Source organism: Mycolicibacterium gadium (genome assembly GCF_010728925.1).
Taxonomy (GTDB): Bacteria; Actinomycetota; Actinomycetes; order Mycobacteriales; family Mycobacteriaceae; genus Mycobacterium; species Mycobacterium gadium.
The window spans coordinates 5,235,787-5,250,421 of the sequence record NZ_AP022608.1; the positions used below are offsets into that span (position 1 = coordinate 5,235,787).

7 protein-coding genes are annotated in these 14,635 nt (G+C 58.4%); 2 read left to right on the forward strand and 5 right to left on the reverse strand.

All coding sequences use genetic code 11. From position 1 onward, the window contains the following. Positions 1 to 225: 225 nt before the first annotated feature. Complete coding sequence (locus G6N36_RS25920; protein WP_163689578.1) at positions 226 to 1,287, reverse strand: GTP pyrophosphokinase; 1,062 nt, start codon at positions 1,285 to 1,287, stop codon at positions 226 to 228. 652 nt (positions 1,288 to 1,939) lie between these two features. On the opposite strand from G6N36_RS25920, the gene G6N36_RS25925 reads away from it, so the two are divergent. Together G6N36_RS25925 and G6N36_RS25930 are read left to right on the forward strand one after the other, a co-directional pair. Beyond that, positions 1,940 to 7,477 (forward strand): hypothetical protein, encoded by a 5,538-nt coding sequence (locus tag G6N36_RS25925; protein ID WP_163689579.1) that lies wholly within the window; start codon positions 1,940 to 1,942, stop codon positions 7,475 to 7,477. 2 nt (positions 7,478 to 7,479) lie between these two features. Further along, positions 7,480 to 8,667 (forward strand): hypothetical protein, encoded by a 1,188-nt coding sequence (locus G6N36_RS25930; protein WP_163689580.1) that lies wholly within the window; start codon positions 7,480 to 7,482, stop codon positions 8,665 to 8,667. A gap of 197 nt (positions 8,668 to 8,864) precedes the next feature. Here the strand turns inward: G6N36_RS25930 and G6N36_RS25935 are convergent, their stop codons facing one another. The 4 genes from G6N36_RS25935 to G6N36_RS25950 all read right to left on the reverse strand — a co-directional run bounded on the left by G6N36_RS25935 (position 8,865) and on the right by G6N36_RS25950 (position 14,520). Beyond that, positions 8,865 to 9,878, reverse strand: coding sequence for an HNH endonuclease (locus tag G6N36_RS25935; protein ID WP_163689581.1), 1,014 nt, complete (start codon positions 9,876 to 9,878; stop codon positions 8,865 to 8,867). A gap of 497 nt (positions 9,879 to 10,375) precedes the next feature. After that, positions 10,376 to 10,903, reverse strand: coding sequence for an HNH endonuclease (locus tag G6N36_RS25940; protein WP_179964873.1), 528 nt, complete (start codon positions 10,901 to 10,903; stop codon positions 10,376 to 10,378). Between the two features lie 954 nt (positions 10,904 to 11,857). Then, complete coding sequence (locus G6N36_RS25945) at positions 11,858 to 12,706, reverse strand: hypothetical protein (protein ID WP_163689583.1); 849 nt, start codon at positions 12,704 to 12,706, stop codon at positions 11,858 to 11,860. A gap of 41 nt (positions 12,707 to 12,747) precedes the next feature. Continuing rightward, the gene (locus G6N36_RS25950; RefSeq protein ID WP_163689584.1) at positions 12,748 to 14,520 is read right to left on the reverse strand and encodes a hypothetical protein; all 1,773 of its coding nucleotides are present in this window, start codon (positions 14,518 to 14,520) and stop codon (positions 12,748 to 12,750) included. Positions 14,521 to 14,635 lie beyond the last annotated feature (115 nt).

Here is a 14,635-nt window from a genome sequence, read left to right on the forward strand (position 1 = left end):
GCTGCCCGGCTGAGTGGTGCTAGTTCTGTCAAGACTTGGGGCTGCAAGTTGTCGCTTCGGCAACAGCTCGCAGCGCTGGATCCGCGGCGCAGGGCGCGGGAGAAGAGATTGTCCGGTCCGTCTATCTGCAGGCGATGTACGCCCAACGTCGCCATTTTGTTGCAAACGCCCCTCATTTTGAATCAGTCCAACGGTGCGCTTGCGCGGAATACCTCTGATGCAGTGTTACGTACGCCTAGGACGGCCCAGCCGCTTGAACTTCTTCGAAGACTGGTTCTGTTCCATTCTTCGTTTGGCCTGATCCCGAAATCTCGGCACCGTAAGCATTAGCGTCTTTCGGGCCAACTCAACATCACGATATCTAGATTCTCCGGTACCGTCGAGGAAAGTCCGGAGGCTGTTCTGCTGACCTTCCGACTCCGCTTCCGTACGACCTTTTCTCAATTGGGTCTCTAGCTGACTTATTCGATTGATCCCTACGCCAGCCAGTTCCTCCGCGAATTCTGAATAAGCGGAGTCCGGCGACGGCTCCCAGTCGGGGTAGAGTTCACGACACAGAGCCTTAACCGTGCTCCTATCAATGGGTAGCCAATCGGTTGTAGCTCGGGGCTCGAAGGTGTCGCCGCTGTCCAGCTTCAAGACGTGGACGTTGCGTCGAGCCTGCTCGTCGAGTTCGATGGACGTGTTGTAGATCTGCTGGAAGCTCTTGTCCGCGACGTGGAAAAGGCCGACAAGAGCACTAAAGTCGCGCCTCAATTCTGAAGGAATACTATTTGCACCCTTGTAGGCTAAATAGTGCTCGACGGTAGACCAAGCGTGCTGTAAGATCGTGCGCACTTGAATCTCAAAGACCCGATTTTTGATTCGATCATACCGAGGACCTCGATGCTCTCCCTTGATCACGCAATCGTAATGGACAGAGACGTAACGCCACATTTCCGGTGGTGACTCTTTTGCCTTGTCATCACACTGCAGAACGTCGAAAGTATCGCGAATGATCGAGTCGACTATCCCTAGGTCGCTGGGGAATAGACAGACTACGCGGGCACCGACGATATCGGGCATGTCTGTGAGAGGATCGGTATAGTCTTTCCGCCGCAGTTTGTCCCGGAAGCTGTTAGGTGCTTTGACTCTGCTTTCGATGCGATCTGTCTTCAACCCTGCCTCTCCGACAGCGGTCGTGAGCATGTACTCCACTTCTTCGCGCAGTGTCTCGAATGTCGGGCGGTCGGCCGTGAAAGCTTGAATCAACTGCTCGGCATCGTGGCCGGCTGGGTCGGCAGTCACGATCGCGATTATGACTGAGCCAGTGCTCCGTGTCCCGCGGATCTAAAGGCCAGAGATCGGAATCTCGCTCGTGTGCTGATGGGTTCGTAGCCGGGTGACCTACATAGACGCCCCGCGCGCAGTTCTCTGATCGCTGCTTCGTAGTTGTCGCGGGTGCCTGGACAGGCCGCCAAGACGAAGCCGTCGAGGTTGAAGGGGTCGGCCACAGCATGAGAGGACTGGGGACTGGCAGCGGAGCTAGCCATCCGAACGTACTCAAATTGGATAGCCCGCGCAGCGCTACAGCCCACCCTTCTAAAGCCCCACAGAGGATCGCGGAGGCCAGAGCCGAGCCAATATGGGTCAGGTGCAGCCAACGCGTCAGTACAACTGAGCAGTTAACGAACTAGGGTCTCAAGCTCTCCAGGCCGAAGCGGACTTTGCGAAAGATCACCCGATTGTGAGCTCGATGATCCGATGGGAAGGCATCGGAATGATGAATTGTCATAGGTCGGCGCACGATCGTTGCTGTGAGCGCCGTGCTGGTCACATGGGCGGTGCGCTGACGGATAACGGGTACCCAAATGTTGCGAGCTGATTCTGGTGGCGAAGTCAACTCCATTGTGCGACGTCATCGATAAAGTCGGGCAGTGCAATGACCCAGGGAGACGAAGTGAGAGGCGAAGATCGCGAAGCGCGAAGGCGACTGCTCGCGCTCGACGAGGGCGACGTAGCTGCGATTGGGGCGGTTAGTGGCTTGGCAGAAGCATGGGGTAGAACCGCAAAGATTAGTCCGCTCGAACTCGCGCGCGGAACGAGCCGGGGCACTAGGGCACTCAAAGCGCAACTGCTGCGCGATTCACGGACGCTCGCGCGGGAACTGGCGATGTACTGGACAAACGTCATCGACCGCGTTCTCGATAATGCTGAGGAAATAGAGGACAAGGTGGGTCTCGGCACCCAGCTTGCCGCCGATCACTTGGGTGTTCCCGCCGCGCAGGCTCTGCTGGCGTGCGTAGCTGCGTCCGATCTTGACGTCAGCGACCAGATCGCGATGCGGCTGGATGAGCTGACGGAGCTCGCGACCCAGCCACTACAGGACAATTCCGACGAGGACGGTGAAACGGTGCCTGAGATCATAACGTCCGTGCCCGACCCAATTTCGGCCCTGCAGCAGTTAATCGAACGGACTCTGACATTGCGGCGAGAAGGTGTCGACCTCGCCATTCAACTGCGTTCCGCGGCCGATGCCGCGGAGGCAGGGTTGCCCACGAACTCGGTGGACGCCATCGACCACTGGTCCACTGCCGTGCGCGCACACTTGGAGTCGGCCGTCACTTTCGCTGTCGCAGACGACCTTGACGCTCTGCACGATGCGCTCGCTTCGGCCGCGGAGGCTCAATCGACGCGACTCGCAGATGCTCGTAAAGCCTTGGAAACGATTGACTATTTGCGCAGTCAGGGCCTTGACGGTGTTGTCGCCTCAACCCTTCAGGAGTTGGGATTCGCATCGGTTGAGGAGGCGGAGTTGATCGCCAGACTCGGATATGGAGAACTAGGGGGCGACGCCGCGGCGAGCGCGGCTGATGTCGATGAAGCGGCGGCGGGCGATGGCGAAACGGACGCTGTTGCTACCCCAGGAGTCTCTGGCGATGTATCCGACGTGGCGTCGGAGAACCCGGGAGCAATCGGCTCGAGCGACGAAGATGGTGAAAGCACGTCAGTTGACGGACCAGCTGTGCCCGAGCACGCGAGTGAACCCCCGTCCGACGGGTGCACGCCGAGGTCGCCGATAGCTTCGGACTCACCTCAGACCGAGGCGCCGAAGTTTGCCGACTCCGATGAACTTGAAGATGAGATTTCGATCAACCTGCGTGCCCGCGAAGACGGTCTACCAGATTTTCCATGGGACGACAGCAACGCACCTCTGATCGCCGATCTCATCAGCGACAGCCGCTATGCGCTCGCTTGTCATGTCGCTGCGGCAACCAATGAAAGTGAGCAGCGGCAACGCCTGCTCAAGCTGACATGTGCAGCTGCACGCTGTGCAATACCGGCGCTCGAAGTGACACTGCCGCAATTCATTCCGGACGACTCCACGATCCAAAATTTCGGCGTCGACGAGATTAGAGTACTTCTAGCTGCAGCGCTTCGAGCCGGGCTGCGACTCGGCTATCCACCACTGGGCTTCGCCGGGCTGATAGACCGCGCCGACCTCGGCGACAGTGGACTCGGCTCGGTTGTGGAAGCGCTAGCTGATGCAGTTCAGCGAGGCCGCACCCGCGAGAACGATCAGTCTGTAGCGGCGGGCGAGCAACTCGCAAGCCTATGGGCCGAACTCCGCCGAGAAGCCCAAGGATTGCCCGACAGACTTCGGTTACGCAAGCTGATGCATCACAAGTCGTCAAAGGTTCTTCAGCACCTTGCAAGAGAGACGGAAACCGTCGGCCGGGTGTTGGCGCAGATTGTGGAGTTAACGGGGCGAGGTATCGACGGAGCGATTGGGCCCGAATGGGAAGAGGTAGAGAGGCTTTCCGATGATCTTCTCGACAACGGCAAGCGAGACCGCCTAATCAGTAAAGCTGAACGTGAGGTGAGCACCGGCCCTCAACGCCGCCACCCAATCGAGTCCGGGGCGAGGACGCAGTTGCACGACGAACTCACGGCAGTGGGTGGCTTCCTCGAAAGAGTGCGTGCTGCAAGGAGATCAATACTCAGCGCCGACGACATCAAAGGAGTGGAGAGCGCACAGGACCTAGACCGCGCAATGGCACAGGCGCCGGCGTTTGACGCGCCGGCGAAGACCGTCGGGGAAGCGGCACTGCGACGGTTGATCACTTGGCGCAAGGAGGCGAGCGTCGTTCCAATGTCAGAATCACTCGATGAGGTCCTTGACCGGGAGCTGCTGGCCCTCTTCGAGATACCGCGCACAGCGGATGGGCGCCCGGCTCGGGTGCCAACTCAACGAGAAGTCGCAAGGCTCCTAAGGGCAGTCCCGCATTCGGATGTCGTGGCGGGCCACTTAGCGAAGGGCGACATCGCGGCCGCGCGCCTCTATATCGATGCGAATGGCTTGCACGGGTTCGACGATGACATACTGCAAGCCACCCGAGAGTCTGAGCGGGGCTATAACGATGCGCTGACCGCGGCCGAACGAGCCACCGCCCGACTACGTTCTTTGTATAAGGACGACTTGGCGCGGGAACTATCTTCCCGCATCGACGCCCTGCACACACCACCAGTCGACCGGCTCGATTTGGCGATTGCCGATTTGAGGTCAGTCACTGTGCAGGCCGAAGACGAGCTCTCCATCGTGCGCACCGACCTAGAGGCTCGCGCTCGCGCTGCCGAAGCGCCTGACGAGGTCGAGGCTCGAATTCTTGAACTGCTCAAGCAGGGTGACGAAGTGCTTGCCCTCGAATTTCTAACGATGGTTGAGGCCGGCCAGCCGCTGCCGGATGTTGAGAACCATCACGGAGACGACTTCATGGAATTCTATCCAGCAGTCGTCGAGGCCGCCGCGCAGGCGCAAGCCGAGGGCGAGGATTCGCTGAAAGCCGCGCGAAAGGCGTTATCGGCGGCGAAGCAACCTGATGACCGCCAACTGCGTCACGGACTTGATGGCTGGCGGACCATCAAGAGCGGTCAGCGCCGCGACCGCAACGAATTTCGCCTCGGTGTCGCCTCGGTTTTGAGGATGGTGGGCCTGATTCCGCGTTCGACGGACTGGATCAGAGAGATGAGCCGCATTCAACGGTCAGGCTATGCGACCTTTCGGGTAAAGGCTTCGCCAGTCGATAGGTCGTATGTTCCAGAACTGGGGACGCAGGCCCTCAGCAGTTACGACGTGACTTTCGTTTGGGATAAAGTAACGCCTGCCCGCCTGTTCGACTTCATCGACGAGCGCGCCCGCAGTCAGCCAAATGTCATCTTCTACTTCGGTGTGCTCAGCGTTCGCGACCGAGCAGCCCTGCGAAGTCTTACGCTGCCTGGGCGGGGAAAGGGCTTTTCACCGCTCGTAATTGATGAAGCCGTCATCGCGTGGCTGTCGACTCGACCGGAACCGGGGTGGCGCTTCACACAGCGAGTGACGTTGCCTTTCACAACCTTTAATCCGTACACGCCCTTTGCCGGTGGCGAGGTCCCGGATGAAGTGTTCGTTGGCCGAGACGAGGAACGCCGCCGGATCGAGAGTCCGACGGGATCGATGTTTGTATACGGCGGTAGACAGTTGGGCAAATCTGCGCTGTTGAGGCGGGTGGAGCGCCTATTTAATGATAGTTCACCCCACGACGGCGAAAACGGTCCGCGGGTGGGTAATGTCGCCGTGTACATAGACTTGAAAGCTGCAGGCATCGGCGAGGCTCAAGAGCCAGCAGCGTTGTGGCCACTGCTCGGTGAGAGGCTCAAGAAGGCCGGAGTGATTCGCGAAAAAACTGTCCGTGCATCAAGCGCAGCCGATGTCACTAACCAAGTGATGTCTTGGCTTGATGCCGAGCCTGATAACCGCTTGCTTCTTCTCCTCGACGAAGCGGACAATTTCCTGACCGTTGACTCAAACGCGGGCGGGTCCTCGACGCGGGGGGCGTTCCCAGTGCTGCAGGCCCTCAAGGGCCTTATGGAGTCCTCGAAACGGCGCTTTAAGCCCGTGTTCGCCGGGCTGCACCAAGTGCAGCGCTTCCATGACACGTCCAACACCCCAGTAGCCCACGGCGGAGAAGATATTCTGATTGGGCCGCTGAAGAGTAGTGACGCTTATTCGCTGGTCGTGGATCCAATGAACGCCTTGGGCTATGCGTTCGATAACCCAGAGCTGGTCTGGCGGATGCTACTAATTACAAACTATCAGGCGAGTCTCGTTCAAATCGTGTGCGAGGCGCTTGTGCGCCACCTCGAGGCAAGACCTCTGCCAGCTGACGGTGGCCGAATTCTCGTCGACGAAAACGATGTGCGTGCGGTCTGCGACAAGAAGGCGGTCCAAGACTTAATCGCGCAGCGTTTCCGCTGGACCATCAACTTGGACAGTCGATATCGCGTGATCGCACTCGTCGTCGCGATGAGGAGCAGAGCAATAAATCAACCCGCTTCAGCTTACTCGATTGATGACCTTCGTGAGGACTGTGAGACTTTCTGGCAACAAGGATTTAGCCGAGACACGCTCAGCCGCAAAGAGTTTGAACGCTACTTGAACGAAATGGTAGGCCTCGGTGTGTTGCATCGCCAAGGTGACTTGTTCGGGCTCCGCAGCCCGAACATCGTGCGGATGCTAGGCAGTAAAGACGCACTTGACCAGGAACTCCAAGACGCAAGCTTGCACCTGGAATCGGCCTTTGAGTACAACCCCACCATGGCTCGACAAGTTATTGGTGACGCCGCAGGCTTCTGGTCACCGCGATCCCCGTTGACTGATCACGACCTCGCACAACTGCTGGCTGATGACGACCAGCATCGGATTCGTTTTGTGGTCGGCAGCGAGGCCTTGGGTATCGAGCGTGCAGCTGCGGTAATCGCGAAAGCAGCTGAAATAAAGGGTATTCGGATCATTCGCAGCGACGGTAGTGACATTGCAGACCTAGCTGCGCAGCGATATGGGAAGCGGGCACATCTCGTCGTTGATTTGACTCGCCTAGCCGGTGGGGGTGATCTCGCACCCTTGACAGAACCGCTGTTAAACCGGCGCAATCTTAGTGCAACGATCATCGCAGGACCTAGACTGTTATCGGCGGTCGGCGCACTCAATGTGCCGGTAGTCTATTTGCGACGGTGGTCGATGGACGGTCTCCGAGCTTGGTCCGAATCTCCGTTCGATTCACCGCTGTTGCGTGAGAAGCTCTTTCGGGCTACATCCGGATGGCCAAAAGTCGTTGAGCATGTCATGTGGTTGGTTAATGACCGTCGCTCAACCGACGCGGCGCTGATGGAGCTGGCTCGTTATCTCGATGCGCCGGAAGCGGCCCAAACGCTCGTGACGCAAAGTGCGGTCGATGGAGCGGTTGCAAACGCATGGGTTACTTGGTTCACAACAAGATCGCAAAAGGACGGACTAACTGAATCTCTGCCGGTTTCCGTGGCTGACTTATCTGAAGCGCTCGGACGTGACGCAGAGCCCGTGCTCGATACGCTCGAATCACTTGACTTGGTGACAAAGGACAACGATGGCTGGAAGCTCGATCGAATTGTGTTGACCGCCGCCGCTAAGGTCGCAACGTAACTGTGGACGAACGGGTTTGGCGCCTACCCGGACCGCGCTCACTGATATGGGATGCGCTGCGTGAGCATGGCAGGGGCCGGCATGTGGTGATCGTGCTACCGCAAAAGTTAGCATCGGATACTAACCTGACCACGGCGCTGGCACGTGAGTTGATTTTCGAGCTGAGTCATTCCGTCGATGCCAAGTACGTGGTCGCGGATACCGCATCGGGCACCTTAGTCGAGGCCATCGGACGGTCGATTATATGGGACGAGCATCCACCGGTGACGATCCCTGGCTTGATGCAGCATCGAGACGCATGGGGATGGGCGGGTGTGATCGTTGCTGCCGACCACCCCGAGACTCATAAGAAGGAACTTCCTGAGTTTCTTCGTCGCCTGAACACCGAGTCACGTTCTACCCCAAGCCATGAGCGCCTGACGATTATCGTGATTGGTAGCCACGAGCATCTCCCCAACTTCGCAGGCGGTGAGAATTCAGATGTCAACATTGCGACGGTTTGGTGGTGGAAGCGTGTAGCTCGATGGGATGTGGCTGCACACATATCGCAATTTGATCCGCGGCCCTCGGGGTCCCGCGTGCTTGCAGACATACGAACCGAGACTATCGTGGAGGTGGCGCGCTGGGACCTCGGCCTGGCCGAGCGTCTTTCGGATGCCTGGTCAGGAGATCCTGAAACGCTGCAGCGGGAGTTGATGCCTATTCACTTTCATGATTCGAATCTGCATGGAAGTGCCGCTCTCGGCGCCCAACCTACAGATGCTGCCCTAGGTCATTGGGATCTTTATCGCGTAGACGGTTGGCATAATACGCATTCGGTAACGGCTCACGCTCTTGCGGTGCCAAGGGGTATCGACCGAATGGTGTGGGCAGCACAGGCCCGCATTCTGTTACCTTGGATCGAGGAGAGGCGGTTGATGTTGCAAAACCGCGTGATCGAACTGCTCGGGAGGGCCAGGTTCCGCGAGGCGGCGACGAATATGTTCGTAGACCAGCCAATCGAGGATCTAGATTCAATCGAAGTCGGTCCACTCCGACTGCTAGTTGATGCGCGCATCGGTGGCACCAACCCCAAGTTGCGATCGGCCGCGCGGCGGCTGCATGATGCCCGAAACAAACTGGCACACATCAGCCCTCTGCGTTATGCGGAGCTCCAAGAGCTCGTGACTGCCTGCGACCAGATGACGTAGCCCCGCCACGGACGCCTGCTTACCGCCCATGGCAGCCTTCACTACCGCAGAACGTAGCATTTCGGTTGCCAAAAATAAACTTCCTTTCGTCCTCGACCTCGTATCTGCGTTCGACGAATGAGCCCGTCTCTTCGCGGAGGCTCGCTAAATGGTTCCTTTGCTCGCGAAGACCTACCGAGCAATCGGTCGCCAAACTGTCACTTCTTATTCGCGTTGTCCGCGATGAGATTTCGGAGTTCGTCCGGAGTCAGCCAAGGGCTACGACGGTGGATCATTCGGTGACAATTGGCGCAGATTAGAATGAGGTCTTGCAGCTTCGTTTCTTTCGCGCCTGATTTGGCGAGGGGGATAACATGATGACATTCGATGTAGCGGTCGCCGTGTGGGCCATACTTTGCGGAAAAATCAAATTTGCAAACTTCGCATGCCAGGGTTACGTGTGATTTGAGGTGGCTTGCGATCTTGTTTTTCCGTAGCTTACGGCTCCTCTCGCGTGACAGATGTCGCCGCTCAAGTAGTCGGCCCTCGACTGCGGTGCTTTCCATTTCGTCTAAATCGGGCAGCCCGAGCGACTCGCCGGCCAGTATCCCGGAGAGCAGACCGTCGCGAATGAGTTTCGCCGCGGCACGCATATGTTTCTCGTCATCCTGAAACTCCTTCCTAACGACGAGGTCTAGTGCACCGCCCTTAGTCGCCTTTTTGCCGCCCATGCCGTCGTTGCCAAAGCTGGTCTCGATGTTGAAGGTCTTCTGTTGGATACTGTTCGGGCTGCGGAAGTCTGGCTTACGGAGCTCCACCGGGTGTAGTGGCATGCGGCGTAACAACTCTGAGAGTTCAACTGCTCGAGGGTCGTGTGCCCGGACGGCTTTCCAGTCGTTGTCGCACATCAGGTCACAGGCAAGGATTAGCTCGTCTCTTGCCCAGTTGAAGTCGCGAGCTTCGGCCACCTCGAAGCCTAGATCCTGCAGAAACTTGACCGCGTCGGCCTTGCCGCCCGAGAAATCTTCCCAAACCAACGGTGCGTAATCTTGGTGGTGTCCATGGGCGGCAGCCAGTATGGCCTTCGAGTCGTAGAGCTTTCCGTCGTGCTTGACGAAGTACTTAGTGGCCTTCTTCATGCCGTACTTCTGGAGGAATGCTTTTTGCTGCAAGGTGTCGAATTCACTGAGCGCTGCCAGCACATCGCCCCTTGTCACGTCCTCCTTTGCCACCATCGCAGCGTACCGAGACGTGGGCGCGTCATGTAGGAGGTTTCGGGTCTTGTGACTGCTCGTTCGGCGACATCCATCGGACGCCATGTGTTGTCGTCGATTGCAGTGACAACGGTAGGCGGGGGTGATGGTCCCGACGCGGGCGGTGAGGCGGTCCGGACTTGAAAATCGTCGGGCTCGGGTCTCGGTCAAATCAGGTGAGGATGCGCCAAGCCACGAGAACAAACCCCCACCAATCGGTTCGGCTAGCGCTTTTCACGTCGTTGCCCAGGTGGAGGAGCCGAGTCGCAGCATTGACGGCTAATTCATTGGCGTGCTCGGATGTGCGAAACCAATGCGCGACGAGTGGGATCGGAACAATGTCTCAGGACACCGATGCACATTGCACTTGGCTGTGGTGGAGGTGAGGTAACCGGTAAATGCGCGCACCAAGTCATCCAAGGCGGCCGCTCTGCGACGCGGAGTCGGATTAACGACCGCTAGTCGACCGAAGACTCTTACCCTATTCGGTTCTCGCGACTGCCGGGGGGTGACGCGTGAAGACCTGCGATGTAAGGCTGGGAAGCTATCAAACCAAACTCGATCAATGCACGGGTTTGCCTATCGGCCAGTTCGTAGAGCTTTTCGATCACCACTCGGAGCTCATCGACAACCGGCGCATACCCAAACTCGTCGATATACGCCTGAATCATCGCGCGGCGGTCGTTGTCAAGACGAGGATGGCTGGCCCATGCGTTGTCTGCTTTCGCATCGTTACACGGCTTGCAGGCAGGCACGACGTTGCCCCAAGCGTGTAGGCCGACCGACACGCGGTTCATTGGCACTAAGTGTTCTTCTATGGGCTTCGAGACTGGGGCTCCGCAATACGCGCACTGGCCTGCGAAGCGATTGATGAGACTCTTAGGCATTGATCCAAAGCGGGGGTATCCACGATTCGCGTCGTACTGACGCCCGGCTTCCTGAAGGAACAACCTCACGATCCTGTTCGGGACATCCGAGTAACTTCTGAGAGGCATCGACAACATGTAGCATGCCCTGCGATCGAATCCCCCTATAGGGATGATTGAAGCTAGAGAGCGGAAGTGGTACCCAGCATCGTTTTCTGACGGAACGCTGGAGCTACCCGATCTAATTCTTCGACGGACACGTTCGAGTGCGGCGCTCTTGGCGCTGCGCCCGTCCTTACTGAGGCCCAGCGCGCGTTGTAGCGAACGCGGCGAGGCTTGCGTTAATCTGTTGGTCAATCACCATTTCGAAATCCTCTATCGCTAATGCGTCGAACGACATAAACGGCATCAGTCGTAATAGACGTCTTGTGAGGTCCCTTACGAAATCCGACCGGCCAACGGGCAGATCGCCAGCGCTACGGTGAATTGCAGCAGCGATAGCGCGAGCGATATGGTGATTCGCCGCGAGACTCGAGCGCTCAAAAATTTGAACAAGCTCGTCTTCCCCGAGGTGCGGGGAGGTGTTCGTCGCCCCGCCCAGGTCCGACCCCAGCACATACGCTCGCCACCACGTACGACGAAGCACGTTGCGGTGGACACCTCGATATCGTTTGGCGCCGGCGTCTGGGAAGCGCCAGGGACCTACCTCTGGCAATAAGACGAGCGTCAAGAAGGACCACACGCCCTCGGCGGCCGCGTCGGACGGCACGATTCGCATGTTCTCGAGCAGACACGCTCCGAGGATTCGGTCGAACTCTGCTACTCGGGTCCGAGACACCGGCCATGCGAAGCCAGGATGGACGCCATTTAGTGCAGACCTGACGCGATCGCGCAGTGTAGCTAGCGTCGACTCGGACACCACAGTCCCGATTCGCGCCGGTGCCGCGGATGGATGGCTTGTAGCGCTGGCCACTTCGAGTTCGGTGCGACTGAGGTGGGTACGTTCGTCGATTAGCGCCTGGGCGGCGCTCCACGGCAAGCGTGGGTAAACGTACGAGCCAATGGGTTCGCTCGGCGCGAAGAATCTAGGGGTCATCCAAGAATCCTCGATGCGTTCTGTAGCGCGGCTTCGAACGCGCTCGGGAGTGCCTGACGCATCGTGCGCAGCGACGACGGTGTTTCGTCAGGGAAGTGGGTCCGCACGATGTTTGACAGTGTCCAGCCCAAGGTGTCCTCGTCGAAAGAGCCGTGGCGCTCAATGAACTCTGAATTGTCGAGGGCGAGATTGATAAGCTGGCGAGTGACATCCCAGCGCATAGCATGTATCGCGATTGATACCTCTCGGGAGTCGACACCGTCTAGCGCCGCCGCCATAACGGGATGGGTGTGGTTGACCAGTAACCGTATAGCTGCGGCCGCAATTGCATCTAAATCGTCAGTATCCGCTTCGAGCCTCCAAGCGGTAGCGGGGCTGTTGTACGGATACTTGGACAGATCCGCACTCTCGGTGGGAAACTGCGTCGCGTCGCCTTCCAACGCAACGGAGTACACACTCCTCCAGAGGATCGCGCCGCGCTCCGAAGCGCCGATAGCATCGGTGGGGTCGGGTTCGATGAGAGTGAGACTGGTGCTTAAATCCAGCCGCCCCCCGAGCTCATAGCCTGCCAGCTCAATATCAACGGTGAAGGTTGAGCTGTCGACCGCCGGGATTGTGGTCTGCCATACGGGTCCACGTAAACGCGTAGAGCTCGATGCCGCGGTAACAACGAGTGCGAAGCGCGCCGAGTCGCCCTGGTGAGTACTATTCCGTGTGGCGTGGGTGTTGATTTCGACCTCAGCCACAAGGTGCAGTGAGCTCATGTAATCCCAGTCGCTGAGAAATTCTCCCAGTATCTGTGAAACACCTTCGCGTACGACCATCCAACCGTTGGCGAACCACACGCAGCGATCATCCGCCGTTGCAAAAGGAGTCACGGACGCTCTCATAGCGATGCCTCTGCTGACGCAGTCCGCGATTCTGGGTCCGCCTCGACAGTGAAGGCCACCGCGGTTTCATTCGGTGCTGTCGAGAGAACTCGCCACTCCGTCTCTTCAGTTGAATCGATGACGAGGGTAATCGCGCGTTCCCCAGCCGCACTGGTGAGCGGACAACCATCAGCATCGTGAATCGTAACGGTCAACGGCCCTTCAACCTCGAGAATGCTGGGTACCGGTGCGCCGACAGGGCGATTCTTGCCTTCGTTGACGCCTCGGTCGCCTACCGCAACGTCCACCGTGATATCGACAATCGTGACCGAGCTCTTCGCGCTCGGGGTTACCTTGAATCGGATCTCGGATGCGCGGACATCGTTGTGCAACAGGGGTTTAGCGCTCTCGATGTGCACCCTCGGACGGTCTCGTCTACCTGCAGGCGATCCGCTAGATCCACCACCGCTTCCACTGCTGCCGCCTTGACCGGATATGCCGGAGAACAGCGGAGCGAGTGCGTTCGCTACGCGGACGACGGATTTCCCACTGCTGCTGGTCTCAGTGGCAGGAGGACGATACACCTGATTGACATGTGAACTGATTTGCCGCAGTGCGATATTTACGATTCGGCGCTGCGTCCTATCTTCGACAGTTTCTGGCTCCCACGAGTCGTGCGTCGGCGGCTCGGCCCTGGAAAATGCTTCGTTGTGTTCGAGCGCCGCCATAAACACGCCGCCCCATTGGAGATCGCCGTCAGGCAACGAGGGACCAGGCATGTACGAAACTACTAGTTCGGGCTTGCGCAGGAGCACCACGTGATGAGACTGACCTGTGAATGGGCTTGCCTGAACGGGAATCGCATCTCCTGCATCGTCGTCAGTGTGCGACGCAGATTGTTGTCGAGTCCTATAAGCGAACTTGCTGAGTGCCAGCTTCCCGAGCGTGGTTTTCGGTCGCTGTGCGGCAATCGTCACGATTTCGACGCCGTCTGGCGTGACTCCCTCCGGTGCATCCTCTCGCAGCAACTGGAGTGACCTGATGAAACCTGGGAGTGGCTGAAGTCTGCCTGGGTCGGGTACCGGAATATCCCTGCCATTCCAGCTCACCGAGAAGGTCATTGGTCTTCTCCGTTTTACGGGAACCATTTTCGGCCAGAGATGCCAGGTGATGCTCTCTGCGATGAATTGCATTGCTTGCTCTGGATCAGCCGAGCGCAAAACCGGATCGAGTATCATCACTGCAGTTCCAGTCTCGTCGCTCGAGAACGGTTCGAAACCGACTGCGGTGGCAAGCTTATCGGCCTGGGTCCCAGTGACCGGCTCAATGGCGCCCCTCGATTCGCGGCCCCACCAGTGCCGCCCAGTGTACCGTTTGCCGCCGGCGCTGAAAGGGGCACCTAGCGCAGACCCAATAAGCCGAGATTCGGCCGTCGCAAGCTCGTCCTGCGTGCGGCTGTAGACGAGCAATGTGTTGAACGAACTGACGTTGTAGGCGATTGATCTCCCGAAGCCATAAGTGCCGCCGTCGATCCTGACGCGATCCGCGACTCCGATGTCAAGCAAGAACCTAACCCAGCGATTCGCGCACCCCTCCTTGGCATTGTCGGCTCGAACTGGGCCTCCAAGTCCGACCGTATTGGTGTCGCGGATTACGAGAACACGTAAATCTTTCTTAGCCAGAGGTTTCGCAAGCTTTAAACCTCGGGATGGCCTCTCAACGAAAACCTTCTCGGAGAGCGCAGCGCGTTGGTCGGAGTTGAGCTCCATTCCCCGAATCGAAAAGTTCACCGTCTTCCGTGAGAGCCTTGCATCCCAGGAGTTTTGAGCGGTCTCACGTACTAGAATCGCAAGCGGATGAAGCCGGGGACGACCGAGTACGCCACGAAGCCCTTGGGCGGAGAAC